The 18213-nt window shown below is 31.2% G+C and carries 15 protein-coding genes; 10 read left to right on the top strand and 5 right to left on the bottom strand.

Features of this window, described 5'->3' with window-relative positions; genetic code table 11:
- Window positions 1-59 precede the first annotated feature (59 nt).
- Window positions 60-761 carry a polysaccharide deacetylase family protein gene (locus ACJ6WR_RS02775; RefSeq protein ID WP_242667521.1) on the top strand — a complete coding sequence of 234 codons (702 nt, stop codon included), beginning with the start codon at window positions 60-62 and terminating at the stop codon, window positions 759-761.
- On the opposite strand, the gene ACJ6WR_RS02770 is transcribed toward ACJ6WR_RS02775, so the two are convergent.
- Together ACJ6WR_RS02770 and ACJ6WR_RS02765 are read right to left on the bottom strand one after the other, a co-directional pair.
- The gene (locus ACJ6WR_RS02770; RefSeq protein WP_039115183.1) at window positions 753-1490 is read right to left on the bottom strand and encodes a glycosyltransferase family 2 protein; all 738 of its coding nucleotides are present in this window, start codon (window positions 1488-1490) and stop codon (window positions 753-755) included. The two genes, ACJ6WR_RS02775 and ACJ6WR_RS02770, sit on opposite strands and share 9 nt — an antisense overlap.
- Window positions 1491-1540: 50 nt before the next feature.
- Complete coding sequence (locus tag ACJ6WR_RS02765; protein WP_086895942.1) at window positions 1541-2356, bottom strand: 2,3,4,5-tetrahydropyridine-2,6-dicarboxylate N-succinyltransferase; 816 nt, start codon at window positions 2354-2356, stop codon at window positions 1541-1543.
- 283 nt (window positions 2357-2639) lie between these two features.
- Here ACJ6WR_RS02765 and ACJ6WR_RS02760 point away from each other — a divergent pair, with 283 nt between their 5' ends.
- On the top strand, window positions 2640-3266 hold the full coding sequence (locus ACJ6WR_RS02760) for a PAS domain-containing protein (RefSeq protein ID WP_409416988.1): 627 nt from the start codon (window positions 2640-2642) through the stop codon (window positions 3264-3266).
- Window positions 3267-3528: 262 nt separating this feature from the next.
- Here the strand turns inward: ACJ6WR_RS02760 and ACJ6WR_RS02755 are convergent, their stop codons facing one another.
- Window positions 3529-5304 (bottom strand): LTA synthase family protein, encoded by a 1776-nt coding sequence (locus ACJ6WR_RS02755; protein ID WP_409416987.1) that lies wholly within the window; start codon window positions 5302-5304, stop codon window positions 3529-3531.
- Between the two features lie 634 nt (window positions 5305-5938).
- On the opposite strand from ACJ6WR_RS02755, the gene ruvX reads away from it, so the two are divergent.
- Window positions 5939-6355 (top strand): Holliday junction resolvase RuvX, encoded by a 417-nt coding sequence (ruvX, locus tag ACJ6WR_RS02750; protein WP_039115109.1) that lies wholly within the window; start codon window positions 5939-5941, stop codon window positions 6353-6355.
- Window positions 6356-6470: 115 nt separating this feature from the next.
- Window positions 6471-7964, top strand: coding sequence for a malate:quinone oxidoreductase (locus ACJ6WR_RS02745; RefSeq protein WP_039118791.1), 1494 nt, complete (start codon window positions 6471-6473; stop codon window positions 7962-7964).
- Window positions 7965-8007: 43 nt separating this feature from the next.
- Here ACJ6WR_RS02745 and ACJ6WR_RS02740 read toward each other — a convergent pair whose 3' ends face one another.
- Complete coding sequence (locus ACJ6WR_RS02740; protein WP_039118790.1) at window positions 8008-10236, bottom strand: FUSC family membrane protein; 2229 nt, start codon at window positions 10234-10236, stop codon at window positions 8008-8010.
- 197 nt (window positions 10237-10433) lie between these two features.
- Here ACJ6WR_RS02740 and def point away from each other — a divergent pair, with 197 nt between their 5' ends.
- The 3 genes from def to mazG all read left to right on the top strand — a co-directional run bounded on the left by def (window position 10434) and on the right by mazG (window position 12440).
- Entirely contained in the window at window positions 10434-11024 is a 591-nt protein-coding gene (gene def, locus ACJ6WR_RS02735) for a peptide deformylase (RefSeq protein ID WP_035621249.1), read from the top strand.
- Between the two features lie 62 nt (window positions 11025-11086).
- A complete protein-coding gene (locus ACJ6WR_RS02730; RefSeq protein ID WP_409416986.1) occupies window positions 11087-11569 on the top strand; it encodes a DUF5606 domain-containing protein in 483 nt (160 codons plus the stop codon).
- A gap of 100 nt (window positions 11570-11669) precedes the next feature.
- The gene (mazG, locus tag ACJ6WR_RS02725; protein ID WP_039115099.1) at window positions 11670-12440 is read left to right on the top strand and encodes a nucleoside triphosphate pyrophosphohydrolase; all 771 of its coding nucleotides are present in this window, start codon (window positions 11670-11672) and stop codon (window positions 12438-12440) included.
- Here mazG and ACJ6WR_RS02720 read toward each other — a convergent pair whose 3' ends face one another.
- Complete coding sequence (locus ACJ6WR_RS02720; RefSeq protein ID WP_039115097.1) at window positions 12441-13121, bottom strand: Crp/Fnr family transcriptional regulator; 681 nt, start codon at window positions 13119-13121, stop codon at window positions 12441-12443. It lies immediately after the preceding gene.
- 204 nt (window positions 13122-13325) lie between these two features.
- On the opposite strand from ACJ6WR_RS02720, the gene ACJ6WR_RS02715 reads away from it, so the two are divergent.
- The 3 genes from ACJ6WR_RS02715 (at window position 13326) to ccoN (ending at window position 18207) form a co-directional block, all read left to right on the top strand.
- Window positions 13326-15707: a heavy metal translocating P-type ATPase gene (locus ACJ6WR_RS02715; RefSeq protein ID WP_409416985.1), complete on the top strand. Its 2382-nt coding sequence runs from the start codon at window positions 13326-13328 to the stop codon at window positions 15705-15707.
- 118 nt (window positions 15708-15825) lie between these two features.
- The gene (ccoS, locus tag ACJ6WR_RS02710; protein ID WP_039115094.1) at window positions 15826-16017 is read left to right on the top strand and encodes a cbb3-type cytochrome oxidase assembly protein CcoS; all 192 of its coding nucleotides are present in this window, start codon (window positions 15826-15828) and stop codon (window positions 16015-16017) included.
- Between the two features lie 3 nt (window positions 16018-16020).
- Window positions 16021-18207 carry a cytochrome-c oxidase, cbb3-type subunit I gene (gene ccoN / locus ACJ6WR_RS02705; protein ID WP_409416984.1) on the top strand — a complete coding sequence of 729 codons (2187 nt, stop codon included), beginning with the start codon at window positions 16021-16023 and terminating at the stop codon, window positions 18205-18207.
- Window positions 18208-18213: the final 6 nt, after the last annotated feature.

Genomic DNA, 18213 nt, shown 5'->3' with positions numbered 1-18213 from the left:
TAATTTTAGATTTATAACTTTGTAAAAAATCAAACAAAATGTCAAGACTCCCAATTTTAATGTATCATAATATTTGTCAATCTGAAAATGAAAGTAATAAGTTGACTATTTCAGTGCAAAAACTGGAGCAACAACTTCAGTATCTGAAAGATAATAATTATGAAACATTTCATTTTGCAGAATTAGAAAAAATGAAATCTATTCCTAAAAAGAGTATTGTTCTTACTTTTGATGATGTAACTGAAAATCAGCTTGTTTTTGCAGCACCGTTATTAGAAAAATTTAACTTAAAAGCTAGTTTTTTTATTCCTTTTTCATACATAGGAAAGACAGATTTATGGAATGGTAAGTCTGAATCCTTGGGAGAAAAAATAATGACAATTGAACAATTAAAGGGGTTAAACAATAAAATAGAATTAGGCTATCATTCCTATGAGCATAAAAAATATAGTTTATTATCAGCCTCAGAAATAGAAAATGATTTTCTAAAATGCGAGGAGCTGATTAAAAACACTGATTTAAGAGTATATCCGGCTTTGGCTTATCCATATGGGAATTATCCTAAAAAGGGTGATGAAAATGAGCAATTTAAACAAATAGTCGCTAAGAATAAAATAAAGTTTGGTTTAAAAATAGGGAATCGTCCAAATAATTTTCCTTTTAAAGATAACTACGAAATCAAACGAATAGACATTAAAGGTCAGGATAGCTTGATGACTTTTAGGTTAAAAATAAAATTCGGGAAATTAAAGCTATTCTAAATCTTTTTCGATTAGCATCATTTTTGCATATCTGGAGAATACTCCATAGGCATCTATGGCAGCTGCAGCAAGACCAGGAACTCCATCTAGGTAGACTCTTTTTACGATATATGTATGAAAAAATCGGTAAAATGGCTTAAAAAAGAGTAGGAACAGTGTTACTTTCTTTCCCTTATTGGCACACATCTTTGCTTGAAACCAAGCGTATTTGTCTTTTTTACCTATAAAGTGAAATAATCCTTTGTAGGTGTAGTGTACCATATAATTTTTTAATACACCAGGTTTTGATTTTATGATTAATTTTTCATGTACTTCATTTTCAAAAACTAACTTTTCATTTTTCATTAAACGAACAACTTTGTCGGTATAATGAAATAAAAAGCGATTCATGAAAAAATGAGGAAACCAGATTTTATAGGTATCAAATTCATCCCATTCGATGCTTTTTAAAATTTCAGCTTGAAGTTTATCTGTAACCCTTTCGTCTGCATCTAGAAACAATATCCAGTCACCAGTTGCAAAACTTATTGCATGGTTTCTCTGATTACAGTAATTGTCAAATTTTCTAGAAAAAAGTTTAACGCCTAAATCTGTAGCAATTTTTTGCGTAGCATCAGTACTATTAGAGTCTAAAACAATAATCTCATCAGCAAATGAAACAGATTTTATTGCATCGGCAATATAAAACTCTTCATTATAAGTAAGTATGATAACGGATAGTTTTTTCATTTCTTTACTTAACATACTTACTTATAATTATGGAGTTTAATAAAATAATATTATACTGCAACATCGTACTCCCGAAGTGCATTATTTAATGACGTTTTTAAATCTGTAGATGGTTTACGAGTACCAATAATTAAGGCACATGGAACTTGAAATTCTCCAGCAGCAAATTTTTTGGTATAACTTCCAGGAATAACTACTGAGCGAGCAGGAACATATCCTTTCATTTCTACAGGAGTTTCTCCAGTTACATCGATAATTTTTGTAGAAGCAGTTAAGCATACGTTTGCTCCTAAAACAGCTTCTTTCCCAACGTGTACACCTTCTACAACAATACAACGAGAACCTACAAATGCTCCGTCTTCTATAATTACTGGCGCTGCTTGTAAAGGTTCTAATACTCCACCAATACCTACACCACCGCTTAAGTGTACATTTTTACCAATTTGAGCACAGCTTCCTACAGTTGCCCATGTGTCTACCATAGTTCCTTCGTCTACATATGCACCAATATTTACATAACTAGGCATTAAGATAACTCCGCTAGAAATATAAGCTCCATAACGTGCTACAGCATTAGGTACTACACGGATTCCTTTTTCGGCATATCCTTTTTTTAGCAACATTTTGTCATGATACTCAAAAATACCAGATTCTAAAGTTTCCATTTTTTGAATAGGGAAATACATTACAACTGCTTTTTTTACCCATTCGTTTACTTGCCAAGCATCACCAACTGGTTCTGCAACACGTAATTTTCCTGTATCCAAAAGTTCAATAACTTCTCTGATAGCATCAGTTGTTGTAGTTTCTTGTAACAAAGCTCTGTTTTCCCAAGCTTGTTCTATAATAGTTTGTAAAGGATTCATAGTACTAAAGATTTTAGGCAAATATAATTCGATTTTTTTTTAAAACAACCCTCATTTCTTTATAGTAACATTTTTATAAAAAAATATTATTTTTTTATTGTTGTATAGGATTAAGTCTTTTTATTTTAAATAATTTTTCCTACATAAAATATTTTTTATCTTATTCCCTGATAAATATCAATTTTTAACTTTTCTTATAAAATTACTTTTGTAAGACAATTTAACAACAACATAAGGTGATTTTAAATTGTTTGAATTCAATAATTTAATTAGTATATTAACAATGAATCAAGAAAACGAGTCGTTTCACAGACCTACACCAATTGATAAAGAAGTTTCTTGGGATAAAACCCAAGTTATCATGAGTAAAACAAACCCATTTGGAATTATCGAATACGCCAATGAAATTTTTGTTGATGTTTGCGGATATGAAGATTATGAATTAATGGGGCAACCACACAGTATCATAAGACATCCTGATATGCCACGAGTGATATTTAAAGTATTATGGGAAAATCTTAAAAAGGGAAATAACTTTCATGCTGTTGTTAAAAATCTAGCTAAATCTGGAAGATATTATTGGGTTGTTACCGATTTTGAAATTGCAAAAGATTCAAATGGAGCAATAGTAAATTATTTTGGACGTAGACGTTCTGTGCCACAAGAAGTAATCGCGATGCATATTGAACCTTTGTACAAAAAGTTGCTTCAAATAGAATCTGCTAGTGGAATGGAATTTAGTGAGAAATATTTGATTGGATTTCTAGAAGAGAAAAAACGAACTTATGTTGAGTATATTAAAGAATTAATGTACGAGCATGAAAAAGCACAGTCTGCAAATCAACAAGTGGAGACTCATGTTGAGGAAGAGGAAGAAAGAGGTTTCTTTAGTCGTTTTTTTGGTAGATAGGATGTAAACTGGGCAATTAAAAGCCTTAAGTTTTAAAATAAATGGGGTTTAACTTTTTAATTAAGGTTAGACCCTTTTCTTGCGAATATAGGTTGGTAGTTATTGACTTTATTTCCTGATTCTAGATAGTTTTATGTGTGAATATTGATATGGTTATCTAGATCAGACTGTGCAGAATTATAATTAAACAAAAAAAGGAAAGAGATTTTAAAACCTCTTTCCTTTTTCGTATTATTAAATTGCTTTAGCTTTTTTAAATTAGTTAAATCGCTAATTTATTATTGACTACTCTTTCATTGAAAGATTGTATGTATGCTTTTAAGAATTTTTCAGACTCTTCAACTTTAGCTTTATCCTTTAACATCAAATTGTTTTTTAATAAAGGGTCTTTTTTCCAGTTATATAATCCAATTGTTTTATTATTTGCAAAAGCAAGATAATAATCATCTTTGATGTAATGATATGTTCCTTGGAGGTAATAAACCACATAGTTTTCTTTAGATTTATAACTTTTACCAAAACTAACCATGTCAGTTTTTATATTTAAGTAATCTAGAATACTAGGCATGATGTCAATTTGCTGAAAGTTTTTCTCGTTAACACCTGTTAATTCAGGATTAGATGGATCGAAAAACAAAATCGGAATGTGGAATTTTCCAATATTAGTCTTGTCAATGTCTTTATCTCCTCCAGACGAAGTATGGTCAGAAGAAATAACAAATAGTGTGTTTTTGTACCATCCTTGTTTTTTTGCTGTGTCAAAAAATCTTCGCAATGCAAAATCAGTGTATGCTATGCTTTCTTGAATTTCTGTAGTTCCCTTAGGGAATTTTCCTTTATATTTTTCTGGAATAGTATATGGGCTATGAGAAGAAATAGTAAATAACGAACTAAAGAAAGGTTGTTTAAACGAAGTTAATTTAGCAGCGTAAAATTGTAGAAAATCTTCATCAAAAATCCCCCATTTACCATCAAAAGATTCTTCTCCTGTATATTGGTCTTTTCCAAAATATTGGTCAAATCCTGCTACTTGAGCATATTGGTCAAAGTTCTGACTACCATTAAAGGCGCCATGAAAAAATGAAGTAGTATAGCCTTCTTTCTTGAAAATTTTAGGAAGACCATTTATTTTATTTAAAGAGTAACTAGATGTTATAAAAGAGTTATTCATTAAACTAGGAATACTTGAGAGAATAGATGGAACAGCATCAATTGAAACTTTTCCGTTTGCAAACCCATTCTTAAAATAGTATGATTTTGTTATTAGAGAATCTAAGAAAGGAGTTTGTCCTCGTCCAATGTTTTCATTACCGAAACTTTCCAAAATTAAAATGACTACATTCTTTTTAATAGTTGGTTCGCTTGATTTTAAAGAAATGACAGGGTTGTAAATTGAAACTAACTCTTTTTCATTAAAATAATTTACTTTCTCAATATCTTCTTTTTTAACAGCAGATTTTAAGATGCAAAAAGGAGTATTTAAGACTAATGCAGAATTATTTAATGCTCCATATTCTGCAGCATCTACAATTTTAATTGGTTTTTTTCGGAACCCACCACGTCCCATAAGTAAAATTATAACTATCGAAAGAACAAAATATGTGTATTGTTTATAGTAGTCTTTTTTAGTTGATTTTTCGTGTATTAAATGTGTTTTTAAATTCGGAATCAATTTCCAAAATATAATACTAACGATAAGAAATAGTACAAAGATGTACCAGAATTCTTTTAAGAAAGAAGGAATTAAACCTAAGGCTTCGTGTTCCATTCCTTTGGCAGTAATCATCCCAAAAGTACTTCTTCTACCAGTAAAACGATAGTAAATAATGTCTATGAAGTTGGTAGCAATAAAGATAAGGTTAACAGCATAAAAGGAAACTTTTAGGATGCTTTGATATCTTGGTTTGTATTTGAAATTTCCTGGAATCAAATGCGCTAATAAGAAAACAATATTTATATAAGCTATAGCTGCAAAATCAAAAAGAAGACCTCCTAAAAAAGTTTGAAATGTAAAAGGTTCGAATAATTTTGAGTTCATAAGATAGAATAGAACTCTAGAGAATTGATAAATTATGACAATTAAAAAGAATCTTTTTAGAAATAAAATAATGCTATTTTTATAATTATTCATTTGGTATTTAGTGAATTTGGGTATTTGTTTTTGAGTAATTTTCTATAATATGTGGGAAATTTGAAGCAAAAGAACTATTTTTTTTTCAAATTACGATTACTTGGTCAATCTAATTTTATAACAATATAACTCTGATTTAAAATATTTTAAACTTTAATTTTTTGTAATTATTTGGTTTTTAAATTGTTAATTGATTTATGTGTACTATTAAGTGTTGTGAATAAATATCTATAATACGTTAATTCTTTCTTTTGTTCGATGATAATTATCATGAATTAGGGATGTAATTAGGCCTACTTTTGAATTGAAATTATATGCAAGAATATTTTAAAGAGCAAAGTTCTATTTATGGATTGTTTAAAATCTGTGAATTAGTATAAATAGATGGTTAGTAGGTTTTTAAATTAATTTTTTTGATATCGTTTTAATTTTTTTTTGGAAAAAAGTTTAATTAATCCGTTCTGGAATATAGAACGGATTAATTTTTTTAAGGCACAAGGTTTTTACTTTATGTATCTTTGTTCCATTAATATTTAATAAGATGCCAAGAATTCTCGCTATAGATTACGGACAAAAAAGAACAGGAATTGCTGTTACTGATGAACTGCAAATTATTGCCTCGGGTTTAACTACAATTCCATCTAATACAACTATCGATTTTTTAAAAGATTATTTTGCTAAAGAAAAGGTGGAAGCGGTCTTAATAGGTGAGCCAAAACAAATGAATGGAGAGCCATCACAAAGTGCTTCAATTATAAAAGGTTTTGTAACTCATTTTTCGAATATTTTTCCGGATATGAAAGTGGTTCGGGTTGATGAAAGATTTACTTCTAAAATGGCATTTCAAACAATGATAGACAGTGGACTTAGCAAAAAACAACGTCAAAATAAAGGTTTGATCGATGAAATCTCAGCAACGATAATGCTTCAGGACTATTTGTCTCGTAAAATGTTTTAAAATATCAAAGGATTTAGCTCGCAAACGTTTTAGAAAACTATAACTTTTAAGGTGAAATTTATAGTTTTTTTTTGCAATTTTATGAAGTACCTTTGCACTTTAAAATTTTCTTGCTATGTCCGACAAAACCATACGTTCAAATACCGAAGTAGTACTTATTGGTGCTGGAATTATGAGTGCAACTCTTGGGTTAATCTTAAAAGAATTACAGCCAGATTTAAAAATTGAAATTTACGAAAGATTAGATGTTGCTGCAGCCGAAAGCTCTGATGCTTGGAATAACGCAGGAACAGGGCACTCAGCCTTTTGTGAATTAAATTATACACCAGAAAAAAATGGTAGTATAGATCCTAAAAAAGCAATTAGTATTGCTGAATCCTTTGAAGTTTCTCGTCAGTTTTGGTCTTACTTAGTACAGCAAAACAAAATTACATCTCCTGATAATTTTATAAAAAGTGTTCCTCACATGAGTTTTGTTTGGGGAGAAAAAAATGTGGATTATCTTAAGAAAAGATTTGAAGCACTACAAAAAAATCCAATCTTTAAAGAGATGGTTTTTAGTACTGATTTTGCTCAATTAAAAGAATGGATGCCATTGGTAATGGAAGGAAGAGATGCTACAGATAAGTTTGCAGCAACTTCTATGGCAATAGGAACCGATGTGAATTTTGGAGAATTAACACGAAGCATGTTTAACTATCTAGGAAAATTAGATGGTGTAACAATACATTTTAATCACGAAGTAAAAAAATTAAAGCAGCGTGAAGATAAATCGTGGAGAATTAAAATCACAGATTTAGCAACCGGACAAACTAGAAAAGTATATACTAAATTTGTTTTTATTGGTGCCGGAGGAGGTTCATTGCCTTTGTTAGAAAAAGCAAATGTTGCCGAAGGAAAAGGATTTGGAGGTTTTCCTGTGAGCGGACAATGGTTAAAATGTACTAATCCAGAAGTTATTCTTCAGCATCAAGCCAAAGTTTACGGAAAAGCTAGTGTTGGTGCACCACCAATGTCAGTTCCTCATATTGATACACGAATGATAAATGGAGAAAGAGCATTGCTTTTTGGACCATTTGCTGGTTTTTCGACTCGATTTTTAAAGAACGGATCTTATATGGATTTGCCTTTATCTATAAAAACAGACAATATAATGCCAATGTTGGCAGCTGGTTATCATAATATCCCACTTACTAAATACTTAATTGAGCAAGTAAGACAATCACCAAAAGATAGAATGAATGCTTTACGCGAATACTTGCCAAATGCAAAATCTAAAGATTGGAAATTAGAGCGAGCAGGACAACGTGTTCAGGTTATTAAAAAAGATGAAAAAGAAGGTGGAATTCTTGAATTTGGTACTGAGGTAATTAATACAGATGATGGTACATTGGCTGTTTTATTAGGAGCTTCACCAGGAGCTTCAACTGCAGTTTCTATCATGGTTGGATTAATAGGAAAATGTTTTAAGGATAAAATTAAAACACCAGAATGGGATGAAAAGCTTAAAGCAATGATTCCTTCTTATGGTCAGACTTTAAATGATAAACCAGAATTGTTATCTGAAATTAGAAAAAATACCGCTGCAACTTTAAAGTTAGATAACTAAGTAGAGCATACATAATAAGAATAAATACAAAATCCAGATTAATTTAATCTGGATTTTGTGCTATAAACTCTTTTGTAATCGTTACTATTTTTTCAGACAAATCAGTCATCCATATTAATTGTTCGATTACCAATTGGGCTTCCTGCATTTTGGTTTCTCTTGCGCTATCATCGAGTTCGTTATCATTTTCTAATCGACTGAAATTTTTTCTTTTTAATTCCTCAAAATGAAAAGTCAATTGTTCTTTATTAATGTCTTTGTTTTTATATTCAGCTGTGCTTTCATGTCTTAAGATAGCAATAGAATAATTTAAGTTATAAACAACAACGCCAATTACAAAATTAAAAGACTCAGATGCCGATGTCGTTTTGTGAGATTGTATATATGTGCCTAATGATGCCGCAGACGAAAGTAAGGAATGATTTAGTACAGCAAGCTTGTTTATTTGCGGAAGCTGTTTTTGCTTTGATTTAGGTTCTTGTACCATTCTCTGGAAAGATGTCATAAGATTTCCTATTTCTATAAAAGCATTTTTTCTTGCCAAACGATACGATGTAGGCAATGTTCCTTTTTTATTATAATATTCGGCAATTTCTCTTAAATAGTTTCTGTTGGCCTCAATAGATTTTTCTAAAAATGATGCAGCATTTAAGAACTCCCAAGCAGGCCATAAATAATAATTTGCCAAAAAGGCTAAGGTAGCCCCTACAAGTGAATCCAGAATTCTAAACTGAATTACCTCAAGAATATTAGGTGTTAATATTCCGTACACAAAAACCACGTACATGGTAACAAGTGTAGTGCTTATTTTGTAATTGCTTTGCGTAAAAGAAATACCGATAAGCATACAGACAATAGCAAATATGCTTATTGCTACATGATTATGTACCAGAGAGACAATCCCAAAGGCTATTAATCCGCCTAAAATAGTACCAAAAACACGATTATAAGAACGTTCTTTGGTTAAACCATAACCAGGACGCATAATTACTACGATTGTCAATAAAATCCAGTATACGTTTTGAAACGGAAGTAGCTTGCCAATTATAAAACCTGCCATAATAGTTATGGTAAGTCGCAGCGAATGCCTGAAAAATGTTGACGAAAAACTGAAATTTTCAATTAATGTACGTATCGGATAATATTGCGGAGTCAGGAATTTTTCAAGTTCTTTATCCTTGTCTTTAAAATCAAAAGATTTAATAGCTAATGAAAAAGCCATTTCTACGATTTTTATTTTTTCGACTTGCTTTTGAGCATATTTCAGCATATTAGTAAGCATCCAAACCCCTTCAGAAGCTTCTATTTTTCCTAAATTATTTTGATACGCATCAATAGCAGATTGTAATCCGTCAAGTTCCTTTTTTAAATCATTTATCGAGATATATTTAGAGGCTTTATGAACACTTTTAGATAGTTTTTTTAAAGTCGATGCAAGTTTATAAGCAAGGTTTTGATAAGAACGCAGAACTTCAGGATGATCACTAAATTTTTTGTGTAATTTATCATGGTCAAATGATGTCGATAAAGCCAATTCCTGTATTTCGACCAACGTTATAAAAACAATAAGCATTTTTCGGTTTTGGCTAGAGTCGCCAGAAGTAGCTCTGTTACCAATAAGTACTTGTCGTAAATTCTCGTGAATTTGGTTTAACTCAACCTGAAGATGCAACTGTTTTTCGATAATCTTTTTTCTATCAGCTTCAGGATTCCATAAATCACCCCTAAGTTTTAAGTATTTTGCAGTTAATCGAATTCCGTCGGCAGTTTGTAATTCTATATAACGATACGGTTTTATATAATGAAAGATAAGTGAAACTATTAAATAGAATAATCCACCAGCAAAAATATAGCTAGAATGTAATACAGCTTCCCAGCCTTCGTGTAAATGAGCAAATGATAAAGAGATCGAAAGTAGGGCAGAGAATGATGCCATAGTCGCTCTTTGTCCATAAACAGAAATCATAGAGGACAAGAAAAGTAATATTCCTAGAAACGGATAAAATAGCCAAGGATAAGGATAAACAAGATTAACTAGTAGGTTAACGCCAGAAACAATAAGAGCAGTAACTACAATTCCTTTTATTTTGTGTTTAAGATTACTCGGGATATCACTCGGATAAGTATAAAAAGCACCGAGAGCAATCGTAAAACCAATTTCAAAATAACCTAAAAAGTTAAAAAACAATACAGGAACTACTGATGCAATTGTAACTTTTGAAGCATTGGTAAAAGAAGTACTGTCTGTGAATTTAACGATGCGATCTAACATAGAAATAGGTTTACTAGCAAAGATAAGAATTGTAAGAGTTATTTAGTAATAATAGTGAGTTTGATTTAAATAGAAATCAAAAAGTAGATAATCTGGTTAATAGAATTATTCATTGACTATTTTTTACTATTTTTGCCAACCTAATTCAGAATAATGAAATTCTGGATTAATAGTCGTTAATACATAATACAACAAGAATGATTTTACCAATTATAGGATATGGTGATCCTGTTTTAAGAAAAGTTGGGGAGGCAGTATCGCCAGAACATCCAAATTTGAAAGAAACAATAGCTAACATGTACGAAACAATGTACAATGCTTATGGAGTGGGTCTTGCTGCGCCACAAGTTGGTTTGGCCTTGCGTTTATTTGTAATTGACACAACTCCTTTTAGTGATGATGAGGATTTACCAGCAGATGAACAAAAAGAATTAAAAGGATTTAAGAGAACTTTTATCAATGCCAAAATCTTAAAAGAAGATGGCGAAGAATGGAGTTTTAACGAAGGTTGCCTGAGTATTCCAGATGTTCGTGAGGATGTTTACAGACACGAAAGAATTACAATTGAATATTGTGAAGAAGATTTTGTCGTAAAAACCGAAGTATTTGATGGGTTAATTGCCAGAGTAATTCAGCATGAATATGATCACATTGAAGGAATTTTGTTTACAGATAAAATTTCATCATTAAAAAAACGTTTAATTCAAAAGAAATTAAAAAATATCACCGAAGGCAAAACTTTTCAAGAATACAGAATGAAATTTGCTGCTGCTAAAAAAGGAAGATAGTTTTTGAAGATCTTTAGATAAAAAATAAAATAACCGAATTCTTAATACTAATTATAATAAACATGAATTTAGAAAAAATATTAGCTATTTCTGGGAAACCAGGTTTATACGCATTAAAAGTACAAACGCGTACAGGATTTGTAGCTGAATCATTAATTGATGGAAAAAAAATCACTGTTAGCTTAAAGAGTAATGTAAGTTTATTGTCAGAAATTTCAATTTATACTTATGAAGGAGAAAAACCTTTGTCTGAAGTAATGCAATTAATTGCAGTAAAAGAAAACAAAGGACCAGCTATTTCTCATAAAGAAGATAATGCTACTTTAGGAGCTTATTTTAAAGAAATTTTACCTCAATACGACGAAGAGAGAGTTTATCCTTCGGATATTAAAAAAGTATTGAACTGGTACAATATGCTTCAGGCAAAAGGATTAGTTACAGATTTAGCACCTGCACCTGCAGCAGCTAAAGAAGAAACTCCAGTTCTTGAGGAAACAAAAAAAGCACCAGCAAAAAAAACTAAAGCAGCTGCTGAAAAAAAATAGTTTCATTTAATTGAACGATATTTAATCCTGTTGAGATGATTTCTTGACAGGATTTTTTACTTTTACATGAATTCGTTACCAACTTAAAATTACTTCAAAAATGAGTAAAGAACTGCAATTACAAGCCTTCGAGAGATTATTAAATATAATGGATGATTTGCGTGAAAAATGCCCTTGGGACATGAAGCAGACTCTACAAAGTTTACGCCATCTTACTATTGAAGAAACATATGAACTAGGTGATGCAATTCTGGATAATGACTTGAATGAAGTAAAAAAAGAATTAGGAGATTTGTTGTTGCACATTGTTTTTTATGCCAAAATAGGTAGCGAAACAAATGATTTTGATATGGCAGATGTGTGTAATGAAATTTGCGAAAAACTCATTCATCGTCATCCTCATATTTATAGCGATACAGTTGTAAAAGATGAAGAAGAAGTAAAACAAAACTGGGAAAAACTAAAACTAAAAGAAGGTAAAAAATCTGTTTTAGAAGGTGTTCCAAGGAGTTTACCAGCATTGGTAAAGGCAAGTAGAATACAAGATAAAGTAAAAGGAGTAGGTTTTGATTGGGAAGAACCGCACCAAGTTTGGGATAAAGTACAAGAAGAATTACAGGAGCTACAAGTAGAAGTAGAGGCTGGAAATCAAGATAAAATTGAAGCTGAGTTCGGAGATGTATTATTCTCTATGATTAATTATGCCCGATTTTTAAATGTAAATCCCGAAGATGCACTAGAACGCACCAATAAAAAATTTATAAAACGTTTTCAATACCTTGAAAGCAAAGCAGGAGAATTAGGAAAGCCATTAATGGACATGACTTTGGCAGAAATGGATGTTTTTTGGAACGAAGCAAAGAAGCTTTAGTTATTCGGCCATTTTCTTTAAGGCACTAATATTTTTAAGGACAATTTTCTTTCCAACTAATTCAATAACTTTTAGTTTATTAAAGTCAGATAATAGTCTGATGCAGCTTTCTGTAGCAGTACCAATCATACTTGCTAGTTCATCTCTGGAAAGTTGAATTTGTAACGTGTTGTCTTTGTTCTCGCCAAATGTGTCATGTAAGTATAATAACGTTTCGGCTAAACGAGATTTAACGGTTTTTTGGGCTAATGAAACAGTATGATTGTCTGATTCTTTTAAATCATCACAAATTGTTTTCATCACATTCATAGAAAACTGATTGTTTTGATTAAAGAAATTGATGATTTCTGTTTTAGGAATAAAACATACTTCCATGTCATCTAAGGCTTTAGCACTTAAATTAGCAGGTTCATTACTAATCATAGAGCGTTGTCCTAAAAGTTCTCCAGATTTTACAAGCTTTACAATTTGATCTTTACCATTGGCACTTAGCTTAGAAAGTTTACCTACACCATCTTTTACACAGAAAACACCATTAGTAACTTCGCCTTCTTCAAAAATAGAATCACCTTTCTTAATAGTATAAGTAGTTTTACTATTAGCTAATTTTATAACTTCATCTTTGTTTAAAGCTTTTAACGAAGTAAGTTGTCTTACGATACATTGGTCACATTTATTCATAGCAAAGTTATTTGTTTGCAAAATTAGGTATAATTATGTTTTTTTTATCTTATTTTTTATAATAATAACAGAAATATGATTTCTATAAGTTTATTCCCAATTTATTTTATTAAATTTAAAAATGTAATTTAGAGGCTATGATAATTGTCATGTTTTTTAACTAGGCTGTTTGTGACCTTTGCAAAAGCATAAAATGGTTAAATTATGAGTGTACAAAATTGTTTTCATTGCGGTTTGATTATTCCAAAAAATGAAGTAATTGTTTTTGATGAAAAAGAATTTTGTTGCAGCGGATGTAAGACAGTTTATGAGATTTTTAGTCTTAATGACCTAACTTGTTATTATGATTTCGAAAAATCTCCAGGAGCAACACCACAAGATATTCAGGGCAAATATGATTTTCTGGATAATGAAAGTATTCAGGTAAAGTTATTAGAATTCCAAGAGGATACAACAGCTATTGTCTCGCTAAATATTCCACATATTCATTGTAGTTCTTGTATTTGGATTTTAGAAAATTTAAATCGTCTAAAACCAGGAATTAGTACTTCTCAGGTTAATTTCCCTGAAAAGAAAGTTAGAATTACTTATAATCCAGAAAAAATTAGCCTTAAAGATATTGCTTATACCTTAAGTTCAATAGGATATGAGCCATATATAAGTTTAGAAAACTATGAAGCTGGAAAAAATAATGTAGACAGAAGTTTGACATATAAATTAGGTGTCGCTTTTTTCTGTTTTGGAAACATTATGTTACTTTCTTTCCCAGAATATTTTGAAGTAAAAGAGTTTTGGCTAGATAATTACAAACCCTTTTTTCGTTGGTTGATATTAATTCTGGCAATGCCAAGCTTTTTGTATTCGGCAAGTGGCTATTATGTTTCGGCTTATAAAAGTATCAAAAGTAAAATGCTGAATATCGATATTCCTATCGCTTTAGGAATTATTGTTATGTTTATTCGAAGCACTTTTGATATCATCATGGATTACGGAGGAGGTTTTTTTGATAGCTTAACAGGATTGATTTTCTTTATGTTGTTAGGGAAAATGTTTCAGATTAAAACCTATAGTTTTTTAAGCTTCGAAAGAGATTTTAAGTCTTATTTTCCTATTGCAGTAACCCGAATAAATCCTAATACTAAAGAAGAAAGTATTCCTATTTATGATATTGATAAAGGGGATCGATTATTAATTAGAAATCAAGAATTAATTCCTGTAGATGGAATCTTGATAAGTGACAAAGCCGAAATTGATTATAGTTTTGTAACTGGTGAAGCTGTTCCTATTACCAAAAAATCTGGTGATAAGGTTTTTGCTGGAGGAAAGCAAATAGGTAAAGTAATAGAGATGGAAGTATTGCATACTGTTTCTCAGAGTTACTTGACACAATTGTGGGGAAATGATATTTTCCAGAAAGATGTTCAGCAAAAACACAAGACGATAACCGATACTATAAGTCGTTATTTTACTCCAATTTTATTATTAATTGCTTTTGCAGGTTTTGGTTATTGGATATTTATAGACGCTAATACAGCTTTTAATGTTTTTACAGCGGTACTTATTGTAGCATGTCCATGTGCACTGGCATTGACGGCACCATTTACATTTGGTAATATCTTAAGGATTTTAGGAAAACAGAAATTTTATTTAAAAAATGCTTTAGTTATTGAACAGCTTGCTAAAGTCGATACATTGGTTTTTGATAAAACTGGAACTATTACAACTAATAAAAAATCGAATATTACATACGAAGGAGAAAAACTTTCTGATGTAAACCTTGTAATGCTTAAAAATGTACTTCGAGCTTCAAATCACCCTTTGAGTCGAATGTTATATGAGTTTCTGCCTGAATCAAGCCGAATAAAATTGGATGATTTTAAAGAAATAACAGGAAAAGGAATCTTGGCGGAAATCGAAAATCATCAATTTCAGATTGGATCATTTTCTTTTGTTGCAAATCAAGAAGAAAACTCAATTCAGCAAACATCACTTCATATTAAAATAGATGGAGTTTATTACGGTAAATATATTTTTAATAACCAATATCGAGAAGGGTTAGGGGACTTATTTAAAGAACTAAGTCTTAATTATAAAATCAAAGTATTATCGGGTGATAATGATGGGGAGCGAGAAACTTTAGAAAGTCTTTTACCTAAAGGAACAGAGCTTGTTTTTAATCAAAAACCGGAACAAAAACTAAACTTTATTAAAGAACTGCAAGACCAGGGGCATAATGTAATGATGGTTGGTGATGGGTTAAACGATGCGGGAGCATTAGCGCAAAGTAATGTAGGAATATCTATTTCTGAGAATGTGAATGTTTTTTCTCCTGCTTGTGATGCAATTCTGGACGCAACCGAATTCCAGCGTTTAAATTATTTTTTAAAACTCTCCAAGAACTCTATTAAAATCATCAAGATGAGTTTTGTTTTGTCGCTACTTTATAATGTTGTAGGACTTTCTTTCGCTATTACAGGTAACTTATTGCCTTTGGTGGCAGCTATTATAATGCCTTTGAGTACTATTACAATAGTGAGTTTTGTAACATTAGCCTCTAACTATTTTAGTAAGAGTAGTTTAAAATGATTATAAATAATTTAAAGGTTATTTTTTCATAAATTTAACATAACTAGCTAAGGTATGATAAATGTCATATTTTAAAAGAATGTATAAAAGTAATTTTGTTTAACAAATTTCATATGTTATGAGCGTAATTTACTTATTAATCTCAGTTAGTATCATCATTGCCATTGGTTTTTTTATAGCATTCGTAATAGCTGTAAAATCAGGACAGTATGATGATGATTACACTCCTTCCGTTCGAATGCTTTTTGATGATGAAATCAAAAAAACTCCCAATAATAAAATAAAAACAACCACAGAAAAACAAATCTAGATTATGGAAATGCAACAATTTTATTACGACAACAAAATTGTAAAGAAATTCATTTATGCTACCATTCTTTTTGGTGTAGTAGGGATGCTGGTCGGTCTTACATTGGCCGTTATGTACCTCTTTCCTAATATTACCGACGGAATCTCATGGTTAAGCTATGGACGATTAAGACCTTTACACACCAACGCAGTTATTTTTGCCTTTGTAGGGAACGCGTTTTTTGCAGGAATGTATTATTCTTTGCAGCGACTCTTAAAAGCCAGAATGTTCAGTGACTTTTTAAGTAATGTACATTTTTGGGGATGGCAATTAATTATTGTAGCGGCAGCAATTTCATTGCCTTTAGGTTATACATCATCTAAAGAATATGCCGAATTAGAATGGCCAATAGATATTGCTATTACTTTAATTTGGGTTGTAATGGGTATCAACATGATTGGTACAATTTTACGTCGTAGAGAGCGCCATTTATATGTTGCAATTTGGTTCTATCTAGCCACGTTTGTTACTGTTGCAGTATTACATATTTTTAATAATATAGAGATACCAGTTTCTGCAATGAAAAGTTATTCTGTTTACGCAGGAGTTCAGGATGCTTTGGTACAGTGGTGGTATGGTCATAATGCAGTTGCATTCTTCTTAACAACTCCGTTCTTAGGTTTAATGTATTACTTTGTACCTAAAATAGCTAACCGTCCAGTGTATTCTTATAGACTATCGATTATACATTTCTGGTCATTAATTTTTATATACATCTGGGCTGGTCCTCACCACTTATTATATTCAGCGTTACCAAACTGGGCGCAAAATTTAGGAGTTGCTTTCTCTATTATGTTGCTTGCTCCATCTTGGGGAGGTATGATAAACGGACTTTTAACACTTAGAGGTGCATGGGACAAAGTTCGTGAAGAACCAGTTTTAAAATTCTTTGTTGTTGCAATTACAGGTTATGGTATGGCAACTTTTGAAGGACCAATGCTTTCTTTTAAAAACGTAAATGCTATAGCGCATTATACAGACTGGATTATTGCTCACGTACATGTTGGAGCATTAGCATGGAATGGATTTATGACCTTTGGTATGATTTATTGGTTAATACCAAGAATGACAAAAAGTACTTTATTTTCTAAAAAATTGGCAAACTTCCATTTTTGGATTGGTACGTTAGGAATTATATTATATACATTACCGATGTACGTTGCTGGTTTTCAACAAGCGTCGATGTGGAAACAGTTTAATCCAGATGGTACTTTAACTTACGGAAACTTCCTGGAAACAGTTACAGCGATTATGCCATTATATTGGATGAGAGCTATTGGAGGTACTTTATATCTTGTAGGGATGTTTGTATTGGTTTACAATATAATTCAAACAATACGTGTAGGTAACCCAATTGAAGATGAATTGGCAGAAGCACCAGCATTAGAAAGAATTAGCAGTAGTAGAGTTCGTGGAGAAAAATTCCACTCATGGTTAGAAAGAAAACCTATCCAGTTAACAATTTTGGCTACAATTGCTATTTTAATTGGAGGAATTATTCAAATTGTACCTACGATTATGGTAAAATCAAATATTCCGACTATTACAAGTGTAAAACCATATTCACCGTTAGAATTAGAAGGTCGTGATATATACATTCGTGAAGGATGTGTTGGGTGTCACTCACAATCAGTACGTCCGTTCAGAAGTGAAGTAGAACGTTATGGACCACAATCTAAAGCAGGAGAGTTTGTATATGATCATCCATTCTTATGGGGGTCTAAACGTACAGGACCAGATTTATTAAGAGTAGGTGGTAAGTATAATGATAACTGGCACTTTAATCACTTCTGGAATCCACAAAGTATATCGGCAGGTTCAATCATGCCAGGATACAAATGGTTGTTTGATAATAAGCCAATGGATATTTCATTGACACAGAAGAAAATGGAAGTAATGGTTCAACTAGGAGTTCCGTATTCTGCTGAAGAAGTAGCAAATGCACAAAAATTATTAAGAGCACAAGCTTTAAAAATCGAAAAGAATTTAGAAAACGATCCAGACTATGTTGCTAGTTATGCAGATAGTAAGAAAAAAGCTGAGGCAAAAGGAGAGAAATTCATTCCGATGAATGAAAGAGAAATCGTAGCGCTTATTGCTTACATGCAAAGATTAGGAACTGATATCAAAGTAAAAGAGACTTCAAAATAGAGAAAT

This window comes from Flavobacterium sp. PS2, assembly GCF_046250155.1.
In the GTDB taxonomy this organism is placed as follows: domain Bacteria; phylum Bacteroidota; class Bacteroidia; order Flavobacteriales; family Flavobacteriaceae; genus Flavobacterium.
Note: the sequence above shows the minus strand (reverse complement) of the source record. Positions and strands in the feature narration are given on the sequence as shown.